Below are 26,506 nucleotides of genomic sequence, written 5' to 3'. Positions count from 1 at the left end.
TTTATTACTTGTAGTAGTCCGACTACAAGCGCTTGTCGCTACAAGAATTTACGTTTGAAATTTATTGATATTCAACAACTGTAAATCAAGGCCTTAACTTCTTAACAAAATGAATATTATTAACATTCGAATAACTATTGGTATTTTTTTACTTAATTAGTAACAAAGATTATACGGATGAGCTTACTGAAGTTAGAAGAATACATTGAAACTGGAAACCATCATGACTTGGAGATCTTACTGGTTCACCATCCCGAGCTTTTACGTGAAAAAACCAGTCATGAAATATCTCCTTTACTTTTAGCCTGCTATTATCATAAAGATCAGGTCATAAAAACAATATTGAATCACCTTACTACGATTACGATTCACGAAGCTTGTGCTATCGGGTTTACGCAGCAGGTGGAGATGATGATTGCACAGAAACCTGATGTTATCGATGAGGTATCTTCACATGGCTTCACCCCTCTAGGCATTGCTACGCATTTCGGACAGGAGGACGTTGTGCGACTACTATTAGCTGCTCATGCCGACCCTAATATCCCGTCACAGAATGGTTATCAGGTTTACCCACTACATACTGCGATAACAGGCCAATATGATCGGATAGGGAAAATGCTTATTGAAGCGGGTGCAGAAGTTAACGTAACCCAAAATGCACGCATAACGCCTTTACACATCGCTGCGCAGCAGGGAAATATAGAAATGATTATTGTCCTTTTAGAAAATGGAGCTAACATCCAAGTGAAAACAGACAACGGCTTTTATGCTTCAGACCTTGCACAAGACAAAGGATATAAAGAAATAGCCGAAATTCTTCGCGTAGGCTAAGGTTTTAGTAGAGCGTTGCCGACAACACAGTGGAGACAGCGCTTCGCTAAACAATATTGTGCATGCAGGTGCAATACCGCTTGAGAGTCGGCAGCCTTTTCTATAGGCATTCCGATAGCCACAAACTTCCGTGTTATCTTATTATCTTCTGCAGGCATCTCCATGAGCCAGTCTAAAGCACGCTGCTGCATATCCACCTCTCCTACAATTTTGCCATAAGTATAAACAAGCGGCACAAAGACGTTTATCGTTAGGTGTTCCACAAATGACTTCGTCAGCTTTGTGGCATGATGTGGCGCCTTCCTTCCAAAAGAAAAATGATCTTCCCAATAGGCTGACGCCTGAATGGCGAGCATTGGAACGGTCAATTGCGATAGCGCCGTCGCATCCATGACCCGCTGGAAGAAATAAGGATAACGAGCATACAAAGCCAACAATTGCGCCATCCGAAAAGCAGGAAAGTTAAATGGACGCATCCGCATAGAACGCCAGTTGAGTTCCACCTGCGTCTTCAGCCCATGTAACTGCTGCAGATAGCGATACTCTTCGCGCAAGCTCAATATATAGGGATCTTTCAGCTTTCCGGTCAACAGCCCCGCCTGTCCGTAACATAGCGCTTCCAACTTAAACTGATGATGATGATATTTGCGTAATAAATCGAAATTCAAGTCTTTGGCAAAGTCTAGAAACACGTCAGCGTTCACCTTCATGCCAAAAGCTCGGCACAACATCATAAACAAGGTGCGCTCCCAATCGCCGAGTGTTTCTTTCCACAAGCCTTCCACAAATAGCGCTTTCTGCTCGAGGCGTCCCAGCAAAGCACGATCCAGCGTTTGGAACTTATGAATAGCTTCCACGGTAGGTAGCTGGGCCGCACAAGGTATCCACGAGAGGCTTTTCATCATATCCGCATAGCGGTATATTAAATTGGGATCTAGATAATCGGCTAATACCAGCGTAGGAATAAAGGTTCCGTCGGCACGACAAACAGGCACGGGATTATGCATGACCACATGAAGAACGACATTATTGTAGGCTGTATCATTTTGATGCTGATGGCGATTCCAATCGGCTCCATCCACATGCATCTCTACATGGCCATGCCACTCCCAGTCATTGATGCTAACAACGGCATGTAGAAAGTCGGGACCAGCATCTTTATTGTGCCGACCGGGATGTACTATACGGATAACTTCGCCTGCTTGGCTAAATAGGTTTAATTGGTTAAAAAGCCGTAATTGCCAGACGAAATGTAGGAATTCTTCTGCAATCATACCTAAAGCTACTTAAAAAAGAGCGAATTATCAAGCCCTTTACCTGCTATAAAAGGCCGACACTAGCACCTCCATCGAGCGGAATGGCTGTACCGTTGATAAAGGCCGCATAAGGCGATGCTAAAAATGCCACCAAATAGCCATATTCGAGCGGATCGCCAAGACGACCTACAGGAATTTTACCGATACGTGCATCACGCACCTCCTCGAAAGGCTTGCCGGACTGCTCCGCTTGCATCTCCATCAAACTGTTTAAGCGGTCGGTATCAAAAAATCCAGTCAACACCGAATTCACCGTAATTCCGTCGGCCGCAACATCTACAGATAAGGACTTAGCCCAGCTGAGCAAAGCGGTACGCATGGTATTGGAGAGAATCAAACTAGGACTCGGCTCTTTCACGGTCATGGACGACACGTTAATGATACGACCATAGCCTTCCGCCCGCATATAAGGAAGCACCAAACCAGTAAGGTAAACCGTATGCTGAAACAACAAGTTAAAAGCTTCCTGGTAATCAGCTCCATCTTTGTTCGCCACAGATCCCGCCTGAGGCCCCTGCGTATTATTCACCAAGATATCTATCGGGCGATCGGCCAAAAAATCTGCGATTTTAGCTTTCTGGTTTTCAAAGTCGTTAAAATCAGTCGCTAAATAGCTATGCTCCTGCCCTTGCTTATGATCAAGCTCTGCGAGCGTTGCTTTCAGCTTGTCCTCATTCCGAGCGACAAGCAGCACAGATGCTCCGCAACGTGCTAAAACATGTGCTATAGCACGACCAATTCCTGCTGTACTACCGCCAATTAAGGCCGTTTTTCCTTTCAATGAAATTTCCATATTGCTATTTATTGCGCTATTAAAACCGGAATCTTAACGGCATGTCTTAACTTGTTTACTGTTTCACCAAAGACGACATCTTTCCACCCTTTATGGCCGTGACTACCCACAATCAATAAATCGGCTTCATATTTCTCTACCAAAGTTTTGATAGCCGTCACCCGATGCTTATAGCCCAACTCAAAACGTACTTGGTACCCCTTTTCTAGGAAGAAGTCTGCATATTTTTTTAGTCGTTCATAATCTTGACGCGCTTCAAAATCATCCGTCTGCTCACCAATATACGTTACATTTGCGCTTTCTACAACATGCGTCAACACCAATTGGCATTGTGAAGGGTCGAGGCGCAAACCTTGGCTGACAACCTTTTCGTCGGAGCGTGAATAATCAAGCGCCAGCAACACCGTATTAAAGCTCCCTGCTTCCTTAAATTCAAGCTCATCAAAGCTGTTATGGACGCCTACCATCGCTGGCTTACGTTTTAAAATCCACGGATAAACGAGGGTCATCACCAATAGCACCAAAAGACCGAAAGCACCCGCCAATATTAAAAATTGTAACAGCAGGTTGTCGGTTTCCTGCATCCAGGTAGTCACCTCTTGGTAAACCAACTGGAAGTTAAGCACTGAAATAATCAAAGCTATTAGCCAGCTTAAAATCTTTGTATTTAAACCAATGGCAAACTCCCCCATCTTCTCCTTATCACTCACAAAGTGAATCAAAGGCACCACCGCAAAGGCCAGTTGCATACTCAATAGCACCTGCGAGAAAATCAACATCTGCCCGACCTCTTTATCGCCATAAATAACAATTACGATTACCGCTGGTACAATCGCCAAAGAGCGCGTCAATAGACGTCTCAACAAAGGACTAATACGTAAACGAAGATAGCCTTCCATCACAATTTGCCCGGCCAAGGTACCGGTAATCGTTGAGCTCTGTCCTGCTAAAATCAAGGCTATCGCAAAGAGCTTAGGTGCCCATTCCGTACCTAAGGTAGCTCCCAAAAGATGATATGCATCTTGCAGCTCTGCCACATCATGCATGCCTCTTTTATGAAATACGGCTGCCGCCAAAATTAAAATCGCCGCATTCACGAGGAAAGCTAAATTCAGCGCAATAGCGCTATCAAAGAAATTATATTTTAGGGCTTTTTTAATCGAATTGGAGTCTCTTTCAATTTTTCGTGTTTGCACCAAAGCCGAGTGTAGATAGAGGTTGTGGGGCATGACCGTAGCCCCAATAATACCGATGGCTATATAGAGGGCGGCATGGTTGGGTAAAGAAGGGATAAACCCTTTGGCTACCTCGCCCAAATCAGGTTGTGCGAAGAACATTTCCACTAAGAAACATAAACCAATAGCCGTAACGGTGCCCACAATAAAAAGCTCCATCTTTCGCATCCCCAATCGTTGCAAATAAAGTAGCAAGAAGGTATCCACAAAGCTGATCAACACCCCCCAAATAATATCGATACCGAATAGCAAGTTCAAGCCGATGGCCATCCCAATTACCTCGGCCAGATCACAAGCTGCAATAGCGAGCTCTGCCAACGCATACAACACAAAATTCATCCGCTTTGGATAGGTCTCTCGGTTACATTGCGCCAAATCTTTTCCGCGCACAATACCCAGGCGCGTACATAAACTTTGCAGCAATAAAGCCATCAGGTTACTCATCAACAAGACCCACAAAAGTGTATAGCCAAACTGACTACCGCCCGCCAAATCTGTCGCCCAGTTGCCGGGGTCCATATAGCCTACACTAATCAGGTAAGCCGGTCCAAAGAAACTTAATACACGACGAAATTTAGATTTTCCTTTGTGCACTTCCACTGTTCCGTGCACATCGTCCAATGATTTATGTTGATGCTCTTTTTGTTTCATTATTCTAACAATATTATATTAGTCAGCAAACAAATGTAAACAAAAAGCCTGATTCTTTGCACCTTTAATCTAAAGAAATTATGTTTTCAACGGCAAATTTGAAGTGCTAATTAGAATTTAACATCGGAGGATAGGTTTTTGTTTCCGTTACCTACTTTTCGGCAACTTCAGCGGGGTATAAAAAAATAACTTTTTTTAATACAGCGCTTTTCGTTATCTTAGTTCTACTTATAAACGCTAAAATTATGCACAGTAAAACAGAATACCTGATATGGGATAAAATTGTCCATAGTGCAAAAACACGTATTGACATCGCATCTCTCGGAGAGAAAGCTACCCAAATCCCACCCCAGATCATGGATACGCTAATCTTACATATTATTGCGGGCTTTGCTTCTGGCGAAGATCATCAAACGATAGCAACAAACCTTCACAATGAGCTACGCCACGTGGGTGTTGATGTACGCGAGAGCACGGTAGATACGATTGTTGAGGACAAGCATCAAGTTTTTAATGCAGAAATTTACGCCACTTATCTCACCTTTTCGATGCTTGAAAATGGGCATTCGGAACATGAGATATTAGGCTATATTACGGAGCTATTAGAAGCGCCAACAACAAGCTAACGCCTACCTACCGATAGAAATAGCGTAAGGTATTCGTTCCTACTTTTTGAGTTTGAGAAGCATCTACAGGCAACTGAGGGCTTTTTATGCCCTTTCCCCAAGCTTCCGAGCCCACGAATATGCGAGCTTCATCCCATAGCCCTGCCTCAATAAAGGCTTGTAAGGTCTTCGCTCCACCCTCGATAATGATGGACTGCACATCCATCAAATACAACTGGTAAAGTATATTTTGAGGTAAATATAAATCGAAGTTCTCCAGTTCGATAAGTTTTTTCTTTTCCTTCCAATCGCTTTGCAGCGCATTGAAGACAATCGTCTCGACGTCATCACTAAATATAGCTGATGTGGGATCTACTTGTAAATTTTTATCGATAAGTACTCGCTTAGGGCTTTTTCCTGTCCACAGACGATTCGTTAAACTAGGGTTGTCAATTAGCGCCGTTCTCGTGCCGACCAAGATGGCATCTTCCTCAGATCGCCATTTATGTACCAGCTGCGTAGACAGCTTATTGCTGATCCACTGCTGCTCCTGCTCTTCTGGTGCGAAATAACCGTCATGAGTTTCGGCCCACTTCAAGATGACGTAAGGACGAAATTCTTTCAGCTTGGTAAAGAAACGTCGATTTACAAAGCGACATGCGTCTTCAAGGATGCCTACACGAACGGCAATACCAGCGTCTTTCAGCTTTTGGATGCCAGCACCATTTACTTTAGCAAAAGGATCTTGACAGCCTACCACAACCTCTTTAAAGCCGTAGCGCACGAGCATATCGGCACAAGGGGGCGTCTTTCCGTGATGCGCACAAGGTTCTAATGTCACGTAGATGGTAGATTGCGGAAAGCATCGAACAGCTTCCTCCTCGCCCAAGCGCGCGATAGCCTGCTGCACCGCATTCACCTCCGCATGTGGACCGCCATAAGGCGAAGTGTACCCTTCCCCAATAATGTGGTCGTTATAAACGATAACGGCTCCAACCATCGGATTCGGACTCACGGTACCTGCTCCCAAAACGGCTAGATCCAAAGCGCGCTGCATGTATTTTTCTTCCCTTAACATGTTACAAACATATGTATTTAGTAAAGAATTCTAAAAGTGTACGTCGCTTTTGTATGTTTGTAGCATGAAAAATTACAAAACCATAGCCGAAGACTATCGGGAGGCTCTTCAGGATCTTTATGAAGCCGATGAAGCTAAACAACTCTTTCTGATGACTTTCTCTTCCTTGACGGGAAAAGCTGCGATTCACTATGGTTTACTACAGCAGGAAAATGTTTCTGCCGACGATGAAGCATCTTTTACAACCACCTTGTCTGAACTTCGCCAAGGTCGACCGATACAGCATATTTTAGGCAAGGCCGACTTTTATGGCTATACCTTTGCCGTCAATGAGCACACCTTAATTCCTCGTCCAGAGACGGAAGAGCTCGTGCAGCTTATCGTCAAGGAGAACAAAGGAAAACAAGGCTCCTTACTAGATATCGGTACCGGATCGGGCTGCATTGCATTAACCCTAAAGAAGCAGCTGCCTCAGTATGCAGTTACCGCCTTGGATGTCTCTCCCGAAGCTATTGCCGTGGCGCGCCGCAACAGCAAGGCGTTGGATGCGGACGCTGAATTTATCCTTGCCGATGTTTTGGAATGGGAGAGCTTTTTCCAGGCAGACCAAACCTATGACATCATCGTTAGCAATCCGCCGTACATTACACCGAAAGAACAAGAGCAGATGCATAGCAATGTGCTGAACTATGAACCGCATAGCGCCCTCTTTGTTGAAGAGCATGCGCCACTTATTTTTTATGCTGCTATTGCAGACCTTGCAAAGGTGCATTTAAGTGATGGCGGCTCTCTTTATTTCGAGATAAACCAATATCTAGGCCCCGAGATGGTCGATTTGCTACAGAAAAAAGGATTTACAGACGTAAATCTCCTTCAAGATATCAATGGTGTCGACAGAATGGTATCCGCCAAGCTAAAAAGATGATAATTTTTCAAACTGAAAAACAGCCAATTAGTGGCTTAATGCAAGAAAAAACGCAATAATATTTGCTATTTAAAAGGTTTTTCCTACCTTTGCATCACTCCAAACAACGAAAGACATTTCGAAAAAAGAGTAAAAAGATTCTGTAGCTCAGCTGGTAGAGCAATACACTTTTAATGTATGGGTCCTGGGTTCGAATCCCAGCGGGATCACAAAAAAGCAACTTCAAAAGAGTTGCTTTTTTTGTTTTCCGCCGGATTCGAACAGAAGCGCTGGGCTGGGTTCGATCCGGAGGAGGCTCATGCAATGTGTGCGGGAATCGAGCGGCTGAGCCAACTTTCTCGCTCAGGGTAGAGTTTGGGGTAGAGTTTGGGGTAGCGGGACTGAGTAAACCTCAGCGGGATCTACTATCCTACTCCAACGAATTTGCTTTTTTTGTTTTCCCTCGGGATGAGAACAGAAGCGATGGACTGGGTTCGATCCGGAGGAGGCTCAAGCAATGTGTGCGGGAACCGATCGGCTGAGCCAACTTTCTCGCTCAGGGTAGAGTTTGGGGTAGCGGGACTGAGTAAACCCCGGCGGGATCTTATTTAAAATAGCGTTACAAACGCTATTCTCTATTATCTTTTTTGCAACCAAAGCTTACTTAAAAATAGAGTATTTCAATCCAAAGAATCAATAGGAACAAAACGGTGAAACTACTAATTGGATTTTTTATCTTTTCTAATCCACCAAATCAAATTAGTTACTAGAGTAATTAGCATTGCATAAAAAGCATACATGATTGCTCCTAAGCCATTCCAACCGGTCGATATACCTGCACGCTCCACCAATAAGAATAAAATTCCGTATAAAATAAAACTAATACATAATGAATTGATGATCTGAATATATCTATATTTTTTAACACCAAACAAAAAGGCTGACACAACTAATAGGATAGGTATATACATATGCCATAGACCTGACGAGGAGCTTGGGCTAATTATCCTGCTCACAATTATGATGTAAAGAATTGCACAAAATCCAAATACCATCAACACATATTTTTTTATCATTTCCTTACTTTAATTATCACTCACAATAAATTTTTCATCTATAAACGAGTCCAAAGAACATACATTTCATACACTGATAACCCAATCATTTTTTGTTCTGAACAGCAGCGTTTAATTGGAAAGGAACCGTGAGTATTTTAAACGCTTTGGATTGTTGATCAAATGCGTACTCATTTGTATAAAATGACATTTGATCACATAATAGATTTACTGATTGGTATATAGCAAATTCAAATTGTTTATGCAGCTTTGATTTTAGTAAATTAGCCATCCGATACTTTGTAGGGATGTCTTTGGTATACTTATGCAGTTTTTTGACATCGTAATCTTCAGAAACATTGTTGTTTTCTTTTACCCGTTCAGTTAGAACACTGACATTGATGCTAATATCTTGTTTAGAGTTAGGCGGTAATTTAATAAAATCATAGACAACTTGATTTTGTCCCATGATAGGATCACCTGTTATATTATCTGCATATTTCACGAAAAGGTGAGGTATAATAGATAAAAAAGAAACGTTGTAAATATGCGCTCTAATATTGACCTTGTGTAGGTGTTTTGAACCATAGAATTGGGGGTACAAATAACTACTAAAAAGGAACAGCGTATCCTTGGTTGGGTTAATAATAGAGACAATTATATTACTTGAATCCTTTTTAGTAATGGCATAGATATCCTTTCGAATCATTTTGTCTTTTGAGACATAGTGATCCGCTGATTTACAGCCGCAGTAGCCTCCTCTTTGAGTCTGTGCAAACAAGCTATCTATAAATAAGACGCTTAATATTATCAGGAAATATTTCATCATTATTGTTTGCTTTTTGTTTCCATTGGACTACCTTGGCCGTTTAATATGAAGTGTAATTTTCTGATTGCGAACAGGAAAATCCTTAATCTCAGCGGACGGCATAAAACCTTTTGATTCTAATTTAGCATTTTCATAACCTGAAGGAGCTATGTTCTTTTCATCGAGATAAATATGAAGTTCGTTGTCTTTTGAGACAACATCCATGATATCAGAATATTCTAATAGCCCTTCGGGCATCAATAAAGTCAGAAGTTTACGTTCAGCGTCTTGCAAAGTATAACTATTTAAAACGCTAAACTAACAATAATTAAATTTACCCCCCAAGAATTCCGTATGATCCAGGACTTCCATAAGCAGTTTCGGCGGTCTACTATTAAAGTGGGGATACGCTAGGCCTGAGAGGATCTTGTTCTGTAACGAATTGATATGTTTCTCAGGATTTTCCGCTGCAAAGTATCATCTTATTTTCTTTACAAAATCTTCTATTAGAACGAATGATTTAAAATATTCAATAAGACTTATAAATTCTTTTTTGATGTCTTCCAGATCCTTTGTGGTCAGTAATTTCTTATACAGTCACTGTCCCATGATAAGCTTGAGCTCGTTATTTAATATCTCTTCTACCTTGTCACAGCGTTTTTCGAAAAGTTCTATTTCCATAGGACCTTGTTCATCCATACATCTTTGGAGTAATCTTTCGCTGCTTGCTATAAGAAGTATTGGTCAGGAAATGGAATTCCACAGACGGATTTTCCTCCTTCTCCTGTAAATATTGCACAAAAAAAATAAGTATTTCGTTTCTCAAGTTCTTGTTGTAAAGCTGAAACTTGACGTAAAAACACTTGACTTGGGTAAATCCCAGTTTTTTTCCTATTTCTTTAATATCGTTGCCGACCTCTGTATAAACAGTAACATCATTATTTGAAATGAAGTTGAATACCCATTGGTCCAGTATGGTAAGATATTGAAAATAAAACCCTCGATTTACATACGCAGCACCACGGTTTACATTGATAAGTTGAATCCGCCTTTGGTAAATCATAGACGACGGGGGGGAATAAACGTTTAACGGTCAATCATCCACAGATTTAATAAAGTAATTCCAATAATATCCATGGATAGTGATGTGTCCAAATATTCTTACGACCTATTGTTAACATTTTAAAAAATTTGGTAATTTCCCTACAGACCAAGACATACGTTGTTTGTAAAAAATATTATCTTGCAGCTGATTAACCAACAAACATGAACTACGCAGAAATACTAAAAGATTCAAGAGGCCGAGCAGCTGAAGGGTTACTCGCTACAAAAATTATTGACTTGATGGATAAACTTCGCCTCGGCGATACCGAAAATGCCGCCAGGCGCTGGATTTGGGAACTGCTGCAAAATGCAAAGGATGTTTCCTATGATAACAAGCCCGTTTCTGTGGAGGTAGATTATAATAAGGGGCATGATAATGCAACTCTAACATTTAAACATAACGGACAGCCCTTTAGCAGTTATAATATCACTTCTCTGATCCACCAAGTCTCTTCCAAGAAAAGAAAAAAAGTAGAGGGTGTAAAAAAGAGACCGACAGGCAAATTTGGCACAGGTTTTTTGAGCACACATCTGTTATCTGAAAAAGTAGAAGTATATGGGGTTGTAAAAGAAGAAGCACTCCCATATAAGGAATTCTGTATAACGCTAGATAGAAGTGCTACTGATCCAGAAGAAGTTTTGAAGTCGGTTAGTAAATCCTTGGATGCCGTTAGTAATTTACTAAATTCGGAAAAGGAATATATTGAATTTGATACCGCCCGGTATAATACGAAGTTTATCTATTATTTACAGGATAAAAAAATTGCTACCGCTCAAAAAGGGATTTCAGACCTACATATCTCATTACCTTATACGCTGGCCTTTACTGATGAAATCGCACAGGTTTCGATAAGCCATGAGAATATTGTATATAGGGTTACACAAAGGCACACATTAGATGATGGGATCGAAGAAATTACAATCACAGAGGATATCGGCAAAGATGCTGTTAGTCCAACGCGAAGTATAGTTGTTATTAGTGGTAGCAGAGCAGCAATAGCATTGGAAATATTTCGTGATAACGAACAAATAAGAATAAAACCTTTTAACGAATTAACACCACGACTGTTTTGCGACTTCCCTTTAGTGGGATCACATGATTTTCCTTTCCCGGTAATCTTAAATTGTCCTGACTTTAATATCAATGAACCCAGGAACGGGATCTGGCTAACGGACAAGGATGACAAAAGAGTAAAGGATAATGAGGATATAATGGATGAAGCCATTTTACTCTTTCAAAAGCTACTTAACTACGCTGTGGTCAACAACTGGATGAACCTCTATGAGATATGCAAAATGCATACTGCAACATCATCCGACTGGTTGTCAAAGCCTTGGTTCGATGAAGTAATATTAAAGTCATTGAGGCGGACTATTTTAACCTCACCACTTATTACTACTTCCTCGGGAAAAAAAGCTATTTTGGATGATTCAGATAATCCTATTGTATTCTTTCCAAACGGCGTTAGCGATGAAATCCGCAAAAGCATCTGGGAACTTAGCAAATACTCTTATACACTCCCTCTTTTTGAAGAAATCAATGAATGGGTAAAAGTACTTTGGATGCCGAGTTTATCTATCACCTTATCAGTGCTCGCTCGTGAGATTGAGAATGCAGGTAATCTTGAAAACCTTCAAACTTTCCTTAAACAAAAAATAGATCCTTTAGCGTGGCTGAACAATTTCTATAAGGCAATGAGTTTAGATGAAAGTTTCGAAGACGATGTAATCGCAGGGAAATATTCCGTTCTACCAAATCAGTCAGGGGTTTTCTTAGCAAAGAGTGATTTAAAACTCGATAGGGAACGCACTATTCAAGAGGAAATAAAAGATGCTCTATATCTTTTGGGTACAAATGTAAGAGGCCAGCTGATATCAGAAAAAGTATATACAGGTATCCGTGTAAAATTCACCTTAAGTTCTGAACAAAGTTATATTGATGAAATGAACCTTCTTCTTACCGGAAGTAACATATCCCCAACCCAAAAATATTCTACGTGTGACTATTTAATGTCACTTTTTCCTTCTGACGATCGTGAAAATATCCGTAGAAACCAACTCTACGACTTCTCGGAAATAATGTTTCCTACTGTAGTACGAGAGAAAAAATTCGTCAGTCACAACGCAGACATATGGAAAGAGGCAGATAAAATTCAAATCAGAGCTATTGTAGCGAATATAGCAGATAAGAAAAATATTGAAGATTTTAGCGCAGCTTATTTTTTCAAGGACAAGACAAAGTCTTTAACCTTCCTCAACAACGTTGTAGATTTTCTAGTAACTAATGATATGGAAGGACTGTTGAACCTTACCCAGAAACCAATTCTTCCAGACCAGCATGGTAATTTCCAGATCAAAGATGCCTTAAATCTTGATGATGGCGAGATTCCGGAGCAATTGAAAATAATTGCAGAAAAATTAAGATATGATATAAAAGCCATGCTTTTGGACACGGCTATTTATCTTGAGCTTCCTGAAACACGCACTATGACCCCTCAAGCAGTTGGGATAGAAATAAGCTCCAGGATCGTACCTGCAGCCGCAATACGTCCGCGTTCTGAAGAAACAAAAGAGGCATGTCGCTTGCTGTTACTGTACTTTATAGAACATCCGGAACTCGCTAGCGCGTTATTTTCAGATTTATACAACCATAAGCACAAGCTTTATAATGACGAGGAAATAGCCAATAATATGAAACAAGCCGAGGATATAAAACAACTTATGAATGAACTTGACATAATATCACTGGAACAATTGCGCAAATTAATATCTAAAAATATACCTGACAGTACCGGACCGGAACAGGAAATAAAGCAAATAACAACTGAAATTCTTGCAAGTTGGGGCATTACCACAAAGGAAGAGTACAACATGCTTATGGGATCCGAGGTTACCGCAAACATTTTTAAGCATTACTCCATGCCAACGACAATGATGTTTGACCGAGCGCAGGAACTAATTGAACGCGCAAAACTAAATATCACAACATATTTAAAAGAAAGCGAAGAGTATAATACAGAATTTATAGAGCTGATTGCACCGACCGTACTCGCTGGAATAACAAAAGGTACTGTAAATGTCCATATAGTATTTCGACCAGGTGATAATGGGGAAGTGTTATTTTTTTATCCTTCTGAAAAAGCAACACTTGACCTTGATAACGCAGAACTTTGGGTCGATGATGGTAAGAATAAACCTTTTCGCCTTACCTTAGGCCGAATATTGCAAACTACAGGTATAAACAGAATCCCTATTGATGGTATCAACTAAACGCATCGAAGAATTATTGAATGAGGGTAGTGCTTCACTTGAACTGCGTCCAATTCTGGCTCCCTCCCGTCAATTAGCCCAATTAGTAGCTGGTTTTTCTAATACCGAAGCAGGATATATTGTGTTTGGTGCGAAAAAAAAACTTAAGCATGGTTATGAGATAATGGGATTAACTTCTGACTTTAATGTTAGCGCGATAACAAGTAAAGCCCTTGATCTTTTAGTACCAAGGCCACACGTAGATTACGGTTTTCATAATCTCGGAGGACGACAAGTTTTTATAATAGCAGTTCATTCTTCACCCGTCCAGATACTTTTGGAAGGAAAAAAATACATCAGGAACGCAGGAAAGACCATGGACGCAGACGAGCAGTTATTTACTTTTAATACTGCCGGTCAGCCTAAGTTCATAGAGTTAAACAATCGGCTTACTAGTTACAAAGCAATTATGACCGATGCGAAGTCTCGAGTAATTGCACATTATCAGGGGGCATTAAAAATCATGGATAACCTTGCAATGTTACTTTATCCCAATGGTCTTAACAAACCCACAGATTCCTACGAGGGAAAAATTCTTACACGTATACTTTTTTCTTCAGTGGTTGATAATTTTGAAATTTATCTATCAGATCTTTTATATGAAATCTGGCTTGCCAATCCAAACACGTTGAAAGGTCCTGCAACGGTTACCTTAGAACAGGTGCTCAACTGTTCCGATATTGAAGATTTTATAAAGTTTTATGCCAAAGATAAAATCTCCAAAATGAAAAAAGGAAGTGTCAAGACATTTATTAAAGATAATAAATTGATTAGCGATCTTAACGTCTTTAATCCGGCACACATAAATGATGTGGAATCCATTCTTCAGATACGTCATCTTTATGCGCATAGCAACGGGATTATCGATGAGCATTTCCTGAAATCTTACCGTGGTTCACTTACTGTTGGTGATGATTATTTGTTAAGTACGGAAGATGTGTTGATGAAACTTAATTATCTTTCGGGACTTGCAAACATGGTGGATATTGCAGCAATCACAAAATATAATCTTTCTACACTCTAATCAGAGCATATCCTTCGGCTGGGCTATCCCCGCTCATTTATTTGTTAAACATAAGAGAAATCGAATTATTACGTGTTCCAACTCGTGCAATTTGGATTCCCGAATCTATTAGAGCAAGCAGAAGTTGGGCATAGCCCCACTTTTCTTGTTTTATGCCCTGTAAAGGGCATTTAAGGTATTCTCCGGGGATACTTTATTATTTAGTGCCGTTTCTGACAGCATTTTTAGTATACTTAAGTGTATAACATTTGCAAACCTACTTCTTCTTTATGGTCAAACAATACCTTTCATACTCACTTTGGAAAATTCCATTGCTTGATAGCATAGGTTAGTTTAACTGATCCGTAGGAGGCTCAGCGATTGTGTGCAGGAATCAAGCGGCTTTGCACCCCTATTCCCTAGCATCCTCGTTGCAAACGAGGACGATTACTAGAGAAAAATTAAGCTCACATATTGCAAGGCATATTTTTGCTACAACGGTTACTTTACTTAATGGTGTCCCTCTTGAAAGTGTATCTAAAATGCTTGAAAATACCAATATTCGAACAACACAAATTTATGCCAAGGTCCTAGATCAAAAAGTTAGTGCGGATATGGCCGTTCTTAAGAAAAAGTTGTAAGGGGCTTATTAGGGAGGCAAGGTGATCTTGTAAAGCTCTTAGGCTAAATAATTTTTAGACTAAGAGCTTTAGTAATTCTTGAAAACTATAAGTTATAAATCTACACTCATTTAGAATGAAATAATAAGCCTCATATTTTTGAAACAATATTCAGGACAAGAAAGGAGTGAATTGACACAATCCAACACATACTAACTTATTCAAAATAAGAAAGTTGACTAGCTTTTCTGAATTTTAATTATCAATCAATTCCATTTTTACCATACAACAACACATTAGATATTAAATAACGCAATTGAAACTTGAGATCAAAATTCATATCGATCAACTCTGCTCGACCGCATAATTTCAAAAGTGTCGCTAAATTATCTACATGAGATGTTGTCCCACGATCAAACAAGTCTTTAAGCTCTTTAATACCTTTAAACGGGCTTCGATCACTAAGAACTTTTTCCGCAATTTTAGCCCTCAGTTGGTCCGGTTCTACTGCCTCCTTCATAAAGTAGAAGTTATCTTCAAAATTTTCTACATCCATGAAAAATTCTTCGATTTGCTTATAACTATCTACGAAGGTTTGAGTAGTGACTGTATGGGTATATGTTTTATTTGTTTCAATCTGTTCTAACTTCTTATTTGGAAAAAGATGCAGTTTCCCATCGTCATCCATATTGGCTAACTTGAACTCTAAAGAACTATATAAGCCAAAAGATGCATTACCTTGATCATCATTACGAATCGTGATTGATGGATAAACTACACCTAATTTTGAAATGAACTTATCAACTGAGCTCCTTAAAATAATATCTATCTTAGACTCACTTATTGCGAACGAGCTAACAAAGAATGTATTGCCTTTCTGCTTTGCTAACTTTGCTAACTCTAGAATTGCCACAACAAAGGTCTCACCAACTCCATATTCGCGGAATTTTTCCGAATTTATAGCTTTGACATAATATTGTTCTTCAACCTTATCATATAAAAGTCTAAAACTCTTACTAGCCGGAGTAGCCCTTTCTTCTAAAAATCGTTGTTCCCAAGAATGATTTACAGCTTTCAAAAGCGCCTTATCCCGTATTTCCTTTCTTAAATAAGTAATATATTGACTTAATTTTCTATTGTCATAGAACAAGCGTATAGAATCATACAGTGCAACCGCATTTAACTCATCTATTTCTAGACCATCCAAGGTTCCATTTTGTAACGTAAACAACACATCTTTTTCTTCGTTGTCCAAGAATGAAGTGGTGACATTATCTTCAGTTACCTCAAGTCGTTGCGTATTAAATCTAGCAACATATCTAGCAACAATGGCAGTAAATAAATCAATTTTTGGCAATTCTATATTCACAGACTCTTTCAAATCATACTTATTTATGATATATTTCTTAACTTCTTCGTCTTTTATTAGTGCTAAAAGGTCTACCGATGAAACGTAACCTTTTCCTTCTCCTAGTTCAGCTAAACGTATAGGGCGCTGAACAAAATATTCTCTTGTTTCCATTTTTAATAAATTTAAATGTAAAAAAAAGTCATTACAAAAGACACAGATGACTAACCATGAATATCTTGTGAATTCACAGCATTCGCTATAAAGCGACTATGAAATCAATCAGAAGAAGAATTAGGAATATTTTTGGCACTAGATGAAACAAATCATACCTTTGCACCGTTTTAATAGAAACACCATTTACTAATCTTCTTTTTAATCATAGCTGATTGATTTGACGACAAAGTAAAAACATATAAGGACTCAGGTTGGGTAGGATCTTCCTGAGTTTTTTATTTTGTATTTGTTTATCGTCTCTTATAATCCTCAATTAACTTTCCATATCATTTAAATTATATCCATCCTCAAATAATCTCATCTGTACGTTAAGATTATATTTCTGTCCGTACTTCAATCTGAATTCATACCAAGTTGTACACTCCATCATACATTCAGTAGCTTCATATATAAATTGGTTTAACATCATCTTTCCATTATCCGTTAAAAATTGAAAATGCTTATATGAACGCATGAAAGTTTGAGAATAGGGATTTAAGGCCTGCAATTTCAATAAACCGTCTTTAGTAAACCTCATATAAATAATTTCATTGGTATACCTCGCTACGATATATTTACGCATAGTTTTATTCTTAGGTATTGGCCACTTATTTAATCGATATATTTCATCATAAAAAGATTGTGGAAAGCGCTTTTCGTAAATAGTAGCCTCAACAGTAAAATATGTATCGAGATTCTTTCTGATTTCCGATAAATCAATTATTAGTCCTCCAGTTAGTAGTATCTTTTCACTTTCGCGATCCAGATTCTTATCCTTAATTTTATCATGAATAAAAGCCTCTGTTGAATCAAACAAGAACTGTAAAAGCCCTTCTTTGTCTAGATCGATACTCTGACTAGTCTTTTCCTCTTTACGGTCCAGGTATTTTTTTTTGATATTCTTCGCCATAATTAATTGTATATCTCTTTATTTCGTTTTACATATTGATTAATACTGTCAATATCACTCCACGTCGAATTTAACTTCCCTAAACTATCCGGCACACTTGCATTATACTTTTGAGCTTTAATCCAATTAGCAGGTTTATTTCCCGAATCGAAAGCTTCGAATAAATAAATCATACTTGGATGAACGTCATTAAACTTTGCAAATTTCACGACCTCTGAATGGTTATTTAAATACCTTCTTATCATGGAAGATTTCTCTTTAGAGAAAAGATATTTCCTAGAAAAGCTATCTGCTTCGGTCTCTTTTTGAACTAATACCGCATCATCTGAATCGTCAATACTCAAATGATAATTCCCTTGAGATATCTCTTCCCAGTCGAATAACACATGGTATAGTTCATGAATTAATGCGAACCATAACGTTGCATAAAAACCCTTGTAATCTGTAAGAATAATGGCTGGCTTCCCCTCTATTGGTATTGTAGCACCCCTTACGTGCAAATTCGGAAAAGAAGGCATAAATATCACACTAATCCCACATCTATACAACAGGCTTATGACGTTCTTCAATCCCAAACTTACGTCAGTGGAATACCATCTAATTTTTGGAAAAATCTCAATAAGTTGATTTCGATCATAGGGATAAGGCTGATCAAGTTCATTGAGTATTTCTTCTGCTTTTGTTAACCAAGTACTCTGACTATAGCTACTTTTCTTTTTTATTTTTCCTGCGCTAAATGCTGGAACTTTTTCTGAGGGTTTGTAATCTAAAATATTATTCACACGAAATAGCTTGCACAAGCGACTTTCAATTCCGCTAAAATCAGCAATATCTTCAATAAAGCCAACTTTCTTTAAAGTAGCTAAGTCAAAATTATCCTTAATAAAATTAACCTTTTCCTGATCGACATTTGATGAATATCGATCGCTGAATGTATTCATAAAAAGCTCTAAAACATCTCTCTGTGACAATTGCAAAAAGGATGATAACTTATTCAGGGTAGAAAAATCGATGCGTTTTAATGTTCCATTTAAAACTCCCACTAAACCGCGATATTGAATACCCATTATTTCGGCAGCTGTAGTTTGATTGATATTAAGCTCTACCAATCTTTGCTCAAATATAGAAGATAATGTTTGCGAAGATTGATTTCCCATCTCCGCCATTATCTTTCCTAACAAATCGTCTACATTAAAATTATCCATATCATTATTATTACATTACAAATGTAATAATAAAAGTATTAATGGATATATTTTGTTTTAAAAAAATGTATTAATACATTTTTTTAAAACAAAATGACATTTTTATTTACTTGTGAACGTGTATCCTAAGTATACTAGCGATTGCAATAACAACGTTCTATATTTACTTTATAGAAATGGATAAATCTTACCGCCTTCTAAAAAGTTAACTAAATATGTATTTGGTATAAAAGATACGTCTCAAGTTTACAACAAGCTAACATACCACCCTATAAATCAAAATATTAAATTTTATTAATTTTTCATATTCGCATAAGAGGCCTTCTTCATAGCTACAATATTTTAACTAGCATCCCCCCCTATCAATATCCCCCATAACAAGAAAAAGGTTGCCTTCATGAGCATAGAAGACAACCTTTTTTATTAGCGATACTAAATTATATCGCAGAAAATAGCATTAGCAAAGGCCAGTCCTATGGAAAGACTGGCCTTTAGCGTTATTAATAACCTTTATTCTGGCTGATGGCGCCTTTTGTCACATCTAGCACGTTTTGCGGTATTGGAAATATACGGCGTGTAGGATCTGTAGCAGGCTTCGCACTTTTTGGCAATGCCAAATCATACTTCCCGAAACGAACCATCTGCTGACGGCGGAAAAGTTCCCAATAAGTTTCGTAAGCGATTTCCTTGTAAAGTTGCGGCATATCTAAGCTTGCAATTTGTTTTCCCGGAGCATTGTTATAATAAGCTTCACGTGTTCTAGACGTACGAAGCTTATTGATATCCTGCAGGGCTAAACCATTGTCACCTTTTCTTAAATAAGCCTCCGCACGCAAGGTATACATCACCCCTAGACGAACCAAAGGAATATCTACACCACTTGCGCCGTTTCCATCGCCTGGATCATACTCATATTTAAAGACACGCACGCCACGATTAATTTGATCTTGTTTAAATACAGCTTCTTTATTGTTGTCAAAGTTAAGCTCAGGCGTGAAGTCCATCTTTGTACTGGTACTTTTCTCCATAACCAAAGCCGTTACTTTGATACGATTGTTTGGTGTCATCACAAAAGAAGTATTGTTGGCTAACACAGGACCATATTGCTGTCCTTCGATAATTCCACGATTAAAGTGAAACCACATCAAGCTAGTGCCCGGTACGATGTCTGTAGATGGCACATCCTGCTCTCTATCGTTATGAAACCACGTACCATCGGCGTACTGGTATTTACGCGAGAATCGTGGATCATCATGATTACCATCCCAAGAATAATAGAATTCAGGCGTCATACAAGCCGCATTCGTTCCTCTATTGGTTGGCGTTGGACGTTGATTACGCTCTACCCCTACATAACCAAAGGAGTTCGACCCGTTACGAATTTTGTCGATTTTCTGCGTAACCACCCAGATCAGCTCAGGACCTTTCTCGTTCTTAATGGAGAAGCTGTTGAAGTAGTTGCTTTCTAGCTTAAACTTTGGTGAATTGATAAGTAAGGAAGTGTAATAGATTACACGATCCATATCGGTATCATTACCCGATACCGCCTTCTCCGTAAAGTTGAATGAACCCGCATAGCGATCTTTTAATACCGCACGATTCATGTACATATTCGCTAAAAATCCATAGGCAGCTTCTTTCGTAAAACGCCCATTATGGGTTGCGCTCTCCCCTAAGCTTGCTAAATCAGGAATTAAGCCTTCCACCTGTGTGATAAGCTCATCGATCCCTGTGGCAGCCTGCTTATATTCTAATGGAGCCTTCTCGCTCATCGGATCACGGTAAGGAGCTTGACCATATAAGTCCAACAAGTTGAACATGTAGTAAGCCAATAGGCCTTTTGCTTCCGCTAGGTATTGCTTTTTTAAAGGAAAATCAGACTCCGTAATAGCTTTAATGGCAGCCAATGAACGTGTGCTTCCTGTATTCAACATATTCCAGTTGTCCGTCACGATAGCATTGTCAGGCTTCCAGGTGAATTCATGCATCGAACGCCACTTACCACCATCACCCCAGTCACTACCACGTGTAGGCAACATGGCTTCATCCGTCGTATACTGTTGTAAAGAGAATACGCCACCATGGTCTACAAAGACGCCTTTTCCCATATGTCCATAGGCCGTTGCTAAAGCAGCTTCCGGATTGGCTACGCTACTTCCTGGCAACTCGTCTAAGATTTTTTCGTTTAGTTTAGTACAGGAAGTTAGGGATAAACTCAATGCTGCCAGTACGATATATTTTGTCTTTAATATGTTTTTCATGATTATAATTTTACAGTTACGCCAAATAGAATAGTTTTAGCCGCTGGGAAAGCTGAATAGTCAAGTCCTAAAGATTGGTTTCCGTTTGTGCTACGTGGACTGTTAATCAATGGGTCATAACCAGAATATTTAGTTAACGTCCATAGATTTTGTCCTGTGACATATAAACCAATAGACTGCGCCCATTTGATAGATGTGGAACTAAAAGTATAGCCCAGACGTGCCGAATTTAGACGTAAGAAATCAGACTTCTCCAAATACAAACTTGATATCTGTGGGTTATTTGCCGAACTGATATTTGGCGCATAATATTCATTGGAAACATTTCTATCAGACGCTAGGTTATTAATATTTAGCGCATGCATAGCCAAATTATTATAGTTGTAACCGCCCAATTGTCCCATAAATGATAAGCCTAAGTCAAAGGCTTTATAGCTCATTGAATTGTTAAAGCCGAACGTAAATTTAGGCATAGCTCCACCAATAACCTGACGATCAGCGCTGTATTCATACAAGCCTTTATCATTTACGCCTTTATATTCCGGTAAGTAAAATGAACCGATGGCGTAATTGCTTTTATAGATGTTAATGTTCACTCCCGACTGACCAGGACCAGCGATAGAGCCGGATAGGATTTCTGAAATAGGAAGGTCTTTTAAGGTATTATGCAATGTTGCCCCATTCAAGTCAACAGACCATTTGAAATTTGGCTTATTGACAAGCTGTGAACCTAACATAAATTCAAATCCTTTATTAACAATACTACCATCAATATTTAACCAAATATCAGACGTAGAGCTTAAAGGTTGCGACGGAATATTTAGGATAGCATCTTTGGTGATTTTGTTGAAATATTCCAAAGTACCATAAAGCTTACCTTGAAACAGGCTGAAATCAAGACCTACGTTCGTCTGAATAACACGCTCCCACTTTAAATCTGGATACGGTGTTCTTTTAACAGAAATACCATTCACTAAGTTTAAGTCGTCATTTAGGTAATAACCGTCTGTTGGCGAATAAGCATAGCTGGCTTTCGTAATACGGTTAGGCACTTCCTGATTTCCAGTTACACCCCAGCTACCACGCAATTTCAATTCATTTAACCAGCTTGGAAACTGTAAGAATTTCTCATTCGTAATATTCCATCCTGCCGCAAATGAAGGAAAAGTACCATACTTGTTGTTGTCACCGAAACGCGTAGATCCATCGGCACGAACAGAAGCGGTAAGCATATATCTGTTGTCGTAACCATAGTTGATACGGCCAAAGTAAGATTGTAGTTCATTTTCCTGCGTAGTACCATTCACGGTGCTTGGACGACCTGCAGATCCAGGATTGTTTTCTGGCAATATCCCTTCTCCTTTTCTGCCGACACCTTCAATATTGTATCCATTACCGCCATTCTCAAACTTCTGATAAGAAAATCCGGCAATAGCCTCCAATTTATGTGCAGCAAAGGTTTTATTGAAATTAAGGTAATGCTCTAGAATAGTATTTTTACTATTTTGATTACTCTTCACAAAACGACCGTTAGGCGTTAAGTCGGTATCATTCTTGAAAATTGTCGTATTTCTTTCCGCCATGGCTCTATCAAAGCCTAGATTTAGTTTATAAGCTAAACCATCAATAATGCGAAAGCTAACATTCAGATTGGCCAATGCACGCAGTGTACGGGTATTATCACGGTATATATCCAATAAATAAGCTGGATTATAATGCGCATTCATCTTAAAGTTCGTGTAGTTGCCGTTTTCGTCAAACACCGAACGTGTAGGATTAGCCATTAAAGCATGCGCAATCAGCTGTCCATTGGAACCACCATTATCGCTGGTTGGTGCTGCTTGGTCGCGCGTTTCGCTAACCGTTAAATTAACACCAACTAATAACCTTTGATTATCTAAGAAACCTTCTGATGCATTTACACGTGCTGAAGTACGTCTAAAATCACTATTCTTAACGATACCTTCCTGATCCATTTGCGCTGCGGACACGTAGTAGTTTCCCGAAGTAGTGGCCTTCGCAAAAGAAAGTGAATGATTACGTGTTTGCGCATTTCGAAAGATTACATCCTGCCAGTCGGTACTGCTACCATGATCAAAAGCTTTATCCTTAATGGCATTCCGATATTCATCTGCTGACATCACATCGATTTTCTTCGCCACGGATGAAAATCCTAAATAACTATCTGCCGTTAAGGAAGCCTCTCCTTTTTTAGCCTTTTTAGTGGTGATGATAACCACACCATTTGATCCTCTAGCACCATAAATAGCCGCCGCAGATGCATCTTTTAAAACAGATATCGACTCGATATCGCTCGTATTTAAGAAGTTCAGTGGGTTTTTAGATCTACTAGAACCTAAACCAATATCCTGACCTCCAGGGCTCACATTGTCGTTATTCAACGGAACACCATCGATCACGAATAAAGGCGTACTTCCACTACGGATAGAGCCGACACCACGAATGGTAACATCTACCCCACCACCTGGCTCACCAGAATTGGATACTACACGTACACCGGCAACTTTACCTTGCAGCAAGTTGTCTGCCGACACGACCGCACCTTGACGAAAGTTCTTCGCATCCAACTGAGCAACAGAACCTGTAAGATCTTTTTTCGTTTGTGTACCATAACCAATAACAACCACTTCGTCTAAGTTGTCGGCATTTGCCTCTAACGTAATCTGCAGATTGGCTTTCGTAATGCTTACCACCTGCGTTTTGTAACCAACATAGGTGACGATTAGCTTTTTCCCTACCGCTGATCGTAGCTCAAAAGCACCATTAGCATTGCTGGAAGTTGTCGTACGACCATCCTCCTCACGGATGGTTACGCCTGCAAGTGGGTTGCCCTCGTTATCCAACACAATACCCCTGATGGTCTCTTGTTGTTGGTTTCGTGTGGCTGTCCCAAATGTTTTTTGCACGGCAGTGTTTGCCGGATTCGCAAATGTAGTGAAGTTTGTTGCTCCGGCATGTGCCTGTAAAGATGCTGCTACAGTCATACTAAACAAGCTTAAGCTGGTTAAACAGACCTTCTTCATTCCTGAAAAAGTAGAAAATTTCATACTGTTGTACATATAGGTGATTAAAAAATAGGTGTTCGTTAAAATGCAATGATATGGATCGGTATACCCCAAAATGATTAACAGTAGGTGTTACTTTCCCAAAAGCCAGATACCCGAGATAAATAGGTTAATTTACAACAGTTGTATACTGCAGTTATGGAGGTGGCCAGGCTATTCATGTTCATGTTGATTTGCGAACACAAAACTAAAGGTCAGTGTTTAAGACAGTGTTAGCATAAAATTAAGTTTCGACGCAAATTTCTTAATGTCACACTAAAGAGGAATCTAGAAAGAATAACAGCTGGATTTTATTTAAAATAGCGTAGAAAACGCTAAACTCAAGCATTCTCGTGCGGAACAAGGATGATTATTGGATGAATAGAAATGTCCCTATCCTTAGCTAAAGTCTTTTATAACGAATCCTTCGACAGGCTCAGGATGACAAATTGGATAGGTAGCTTTCTCGCTACACTTCGTTCCGTTCGAAATGAAGCAAATGGAAGAAGGTCGTACAGATTTACTTTGCTAAACAATCTTTTGACCTGTCACCCTGAGCTTGTCGAAGGGTCTAGGTGACGAGTTGGACAGGCTATTATAGTTTCTTTTATAACCTTGCAAACGCTATCCTCAGGCGTTTTCGTCGGACAAAGGGATGGTTATTGGATGAATAGAAATGTCCCTATCCTTAGCTAAAGTCTTTTATAACGAATCCTTCGACATGCTCAGGATGACAAATTGGATAGGTAGCTTTCTCGCTACACTTCGTTCCGTTCGAAATGAAGCAAATGGAAGAAGGTCGTACAGATTTACTTTGCTAAACAATCTTTTGACCTGTCACCCTGAGCTTGTCGAAGGGTCTAGGTGACGAGTTGGACAGGCTATTATAGTTTCTTTTATAACCTTGCAAACGCTAAACTCAAGCATTCTCGTGCGGAACAAGGATGATTATTGGATGAATAGAAATGTCCCTATCCTTAGCTAAAGTCTTTTATAACGAATCCTTCGACATGCTCAGGATGACAAACGGGGAAAGTAGATACTGATAAGAAAAGGCAGTACATATTTGTTTTCGCATTGCAAACGCTATGCTCAAGCATTCTCGTCATAAACGCAATAGGACTCCTAAAAAATCATCGCCTAAAATTCATTATCCCAGCGGGGTAACATCTCTTTAGCACATAAACCGTATAAAGTCACGACCCTAGCAGGGTCGCATCTAGCAAGCATTTTCTTCTACAAAAATCCCTATTTCAAGGGATTTAAAATTCCCGCTACGCTGATTATTTTTATAAAAAAATAATATAAAAAATTAGCAAGAGCAGATATAGCAAATAGCCGTTAAGAAAATTGATACATAAATTTCCTTACAGGGAAGTTGCTACCGATAAAAATGGCATTGGTGAATAGAACCAAGATACGGACGACAGGAACTACGAAATCGTGAAAAATTGATTTTGAAACATTTGAAATACTAGATAAATAAAGATGGGATTTGAATATAAATTAAGAACGAAACTTACGGAAAATCAACTTGGCGAGATTCAAAATTTACTGGCTAGCGACCTAATGTTTGACAAAAAGTACAAATATGAAGGCGAGGAGTTTTGGGATTATAGAAAAGCATCTAATACCGGTAAACTGCCGAACATACATATCATTTTTATGGAAGATGGAATTTATATCTGTCAGTATAACTCTTCTTATCTATGGACTGACCTTGATAAATTGAAGAGTTATATCGAAAGCAACGACATTGATTATGAAATCATTGACTATCAAGATTAATTCGTTTTTTTAGCGTTGCAAACGCTTTTTCCTAGCATACTCCTTGCTAACGAGGACGATTGTTGAATTTAAATAGACTTCTTTTCATAATCTAATCCCTTTACAACGAATCCTTCGACAGGCTCAGGATGACAATTTGGAGAGGTTCGTGTGCTGATAAGAAAAGGTAATGCATAATCTCGGGCCTTACAAAAAAAGGGCTCAGACGCTATAAAATAAACAAATGAGCTCGCTGGACTCTTATACCTAGCGAAAAAATTATGGCTATTCATATAGCAATCCATCGAATTGACTTAAAAAAAAGACGGATACACCCCTAAACTACCAAAAATCATTACCCCAGCGGGGTAACATCTGTATAGCACATAAATAGCATAAAAGACGACCCCAGCGGGGTCGCA

The 26,506-nt window shown here is 39.2% G+C and carries 19 protein-coding genes and 1 tRNA gene; 8 read left to right on the top strand and 12 right to left on the bottom strand.

Translation table 11 applies throughout. From position 1 onward, the window contains the following. Positions 1-177: 177 nt before the first annotated feature. A complete protein-coding gene (locus tag WH223_RS17405) occupies positions 178-831 on the top strand; it encodes an ankyrin repeat domain-containing protein (protein ID WP_340049117.1) in 654 nt (217 codons plus the stop codon). On the opposite strand, the gene WH223_RS17400 is transcribed toward WH223_RS17405, so the two are convergent. The 3 genes from WH223_RS17400 to WH223_RS17390 are packed head-to-tail and all read right to left on the bottom strand — an operon-like array spanning position 828 to position 4,826. After that, positions 828-2,105, bottom strand: a complete 1,278-nt coding sequence (locus tag WH223_RS17400) for a DUF2851 family protein (RefSeq protein ID WP_340049116.1) — start codon at positions 2,103-2,105, stop codon at positions 828-830. The two genes, WH223_RS17405 and WH223_RS17400, sit on opposite strands and share 4 nt — an antisense overlap. A 46-nt stretch (positions 2,106-2,151) precedes the next feature. Continuing rightward, positions 2,152-2,940 carry an SDR family oxidoreductase gene (locus WH223_RS17395; RefSeq protein WP_340049115.1) on the bottom strand — a complete coding sequence of 263 codons (789 nt, stop codon included), beginning with the start codon at positions 2,938-2,940 and terminating at the stop codon, positions 2,152-2,154. A gap of 8 nt (positions 2,941-2,948) precedes the next feature. Further along, positions 2,949-4,826 carry an Nramp family divalent metal transporter gene (locus WH223_RS17390; protein ID WP_340049114.1) on the bottom strand — a complete coding sequence of 626 codons (1,878 nt, stop codon included), beginning with the start codon at positions 4,824-4,826 and terminating at the stop codon, positions 2,949-2,951. A gap of 245 nt (positions 4,827-5,071) precedes the next feature. Here WH223_RS17390 and WH223_RS17385 point away from each other — a divergent pair, with 245 nt between their 5' ends. After that, positions 5,072-5,452 (top strand): hypothetical protein, encoded by a 381-nt coding sequence (locus WH223_RS17385; protein ID WP_340049113.1) that lies wholly within the window; start codon positions 5,072-5,074, stop codon positions 5,450-5,452. 7 nt (positions 5,453-5,459) lie between these two features. Here the strand turns inward: WH223_RS17385 and ribD are convergent, their stop codons facing one another. Further along, positions 5,460-6,509, bottom strand: a complete 1,050-nt coding sequence (gene ribD / locus WH223_RS17380) for a bifunctional diaminohydroxyphosphoribosylaminopyrimidine deaminase/5-amino-6-(5-phosphoribosylamino)uracil reductase RibD (RefSeq protein WP_340049112.1) — start codon at positions 6,507-6,509, stop codon at positions 5,460-5,462. Positions 6,510-6,573: 64 nt separating this feature from the next. Here ribD and prmC point away from each other — a divergent pair, with 64 nt between their 5' ends. Then, positions 6,574-7,434, top strand: a complete 861-nt coding sequence (prmC, locus tag WH223_RS17375; RefSeq protein WP_340049110.1) for a peptide chain release factor N(5)-glutamine methyltransferase — start codon at positions 6,574-6,576, stop codon at positions 7,432-7,434. A 136-nt stretch (positions 7,435-7,570) separates the two neighbouring features. Further along, positions 7,571-7,643 (top strand) — tRNA-Lys (locus WH223_RS17370). A gap of 489 nt (positions 7,644-8,132) precedes the next feature. On the opposite strand, the gene WH223_RS17365 is transcribed toward WH223_RS17370, so the two are convergent. From WH223_RS17365 to WH223_RS17355, 3 genes are all read right to left on the bottom strand, one after another. After that, on the bottom strand, positions 8,133-8,489 hold the full coding sequence (locus WH223_RS17365; protein ID WP_340049108.1) for a hypothetical protein: 357 nt from the start codon (positions 8,487-8,489) through the stop codon (positions 8,133-8,135). Positions 8,490-8,574: 85 nt separating this feature from the next. Next, the gene (locus tag WH223_RS17360; RefSeq protein WP_340049107.1) at positions 8,575-9,297 is read right to left on the bottom strand and encodes a hypothetical protein; all 723 of its coding nucleotides are present in this window, start codon (positions 9,295-9,297) and stop codon (positions 8,575-8,577) included. A gap of 27 nt (positions 9,298-9,324) precedes the next feature. Further along, positions 9,325-9,570 (bottom strand): ISAon1 family transposase N-terminal region protein, encoded by a 246-nt coding sequence (locus WH223_RS17355; RefSeq protein ID WP_340049106.1) that lies wholly within the window; start codon positions 9,568-9,570, stop codon positions 9,325-9,327. A 972-nt stretch (positions 9,571-10,542) separates the two neighbouring features. On the opposite strand from WH223_RS17355, the gene WH223_RS17350 reads away from it, so the two are divergent. The 3 genes from WH223_RS17350 (at position 10,543) to WH223_RS17340 (ending at position 15,333) form a co-directional block, all read left to right on the top strand. Continuing rightward, positions 10,543-13,650, top strand: coding sequence for a sacsin N-terminal ATP-binding-like domain-containing protein (locus WH223_RS17350; protein WP_340049104.1), 3,108 nt, complete (start codon positions 10,543-10,545; stop codon positions 13,648-13,650). Then, the gene (locus tag WH223_RS17345) at positions 13,637-14,713 is read left to right on the top strand and encodes an AlbA family DNA-binding domain-containing protein (RefSeq protein ID WP_340049103.1); all 1,077 of its coding nucleotides are present in this window, start codon (positions 13,637-13,639) and stop codon (positions 14,711-14,713) included. The genes WH223_RS17350 and WH223_RS17345 overlap by 14 nt, the downstream gene beginning before the upstream one ends. Positions 14,714-15,075: 362 nt before the next feature. Further along, positions 15,076-15,333: a tyrosine-type recombinase/integrase gene (locus WH223_RS17340; RefSeq protein ID WP_445265622.1), complete on the top strand. Its 258-nt coding sequence runs from the start codon at positions 15,076-15,078 to the stop codon at positions 15,331-15,333. Positions 15,334-15,574: 241 nt separating this feature from the next. On the opposite strand, the gene WH223_RS17335 is transcribed toward WH223_RS17340, so the two are convergent. The 5 genes from WH223_RS17335 to WH223_RS17315 all read right to left on the bottom strand — a co-directional run bounded on the left by WH223_RS17335 (position 15,575) and on the right by WH223_RS17315 (position 24,320). After that, on the bottom strand, positions 15,575-16,834 hold the full coding sequence (locus WH223_RS17335) for a hypothetical protein (RefSeq protein ID WP_340049101.1): 1,260 nt from the start codon (positions 16,832-16,834) through the stop codon (positions 15,575-15,577). Between the two features lie 316 nt (positions 16,835-17,150). Then, the gene (locus WH223_RS17330; RefSeq protein ID WP_340049100.1) at positions 17,151-17,786 is read right to left on the bottom strand and encodes a P63C domain-containing protein; all 636 of its coding nucleotides are present in this window, start codon (positions 17,784-17,786) and stop codon (positions 17,151-17,153) included. Between the two features lie 2 nt (positions 17,787-17,788). After that, positions 17,789-18,991, bottom strand: a complete 1,203-nt coding sequence (locus WH223_RS17325; RefSeq protein ID WP_340049099.1) for a hypothetical protein — start codon at positions 18,989-18,991, stop codon at positions 17,789-17,791. A 500-nt stretch (positions 18,992-19,491) separates the two neighbouring features. Continuing rightward, entirely contained in the window at positions 19,492-21,252 is a 1,761-nt protein-coding gene (locus WH223_RS17320) for a RagB/SusD family nutrient uptake outer membrane protein (protein ID WP_340049098.1), read from the bottom strand. Between the two features lie 2 nt (positions 21,253-21,254). Next, complete coding sequence (locus WH223_RS17315) at positions 21,255-24,320, bottom strand: SusC/RagA family TonB-linked outer membrane protein (RefSeq protein ID WP_340049097.1); 3,066 nt, start codon at positions 24,318-24,320, stop codon at positions 21,255-21,257. 1,485 nt (positions 24,321-25,805) lie between these two features. Here WH223_RS17315 and WH223_RS17310 point away from each other — a divergent pair. Then, positions 25,806-26,105: a hypothetical protein gene (locus WH223_RS17310; protein WP_340049096.1), complete on the top strand. Its 300-nt coding sequence runs from the start codon at positions 25,806-25,808 to the stop codon at positions 26,103-26,105. The last annotated feature ends 401 nt before the right edge of the window (positions 26,106-26,506 follow it).

Origin of the sequence: Sphingobacterium sp. MYb382, from assembly GCF_037572665.1 — a bacterium.
Lineage (GTDB): Bacteria > Bacteroidota > Bacteroidia > Sphingobacteriales > Sphingobacteriaceae > Sphingobacterium.
The sequence above is the reverse complement of the archived record's forward strand: the minus strand, read 5'-3'. Positions and strand labels throughout refer to the sequence as shown.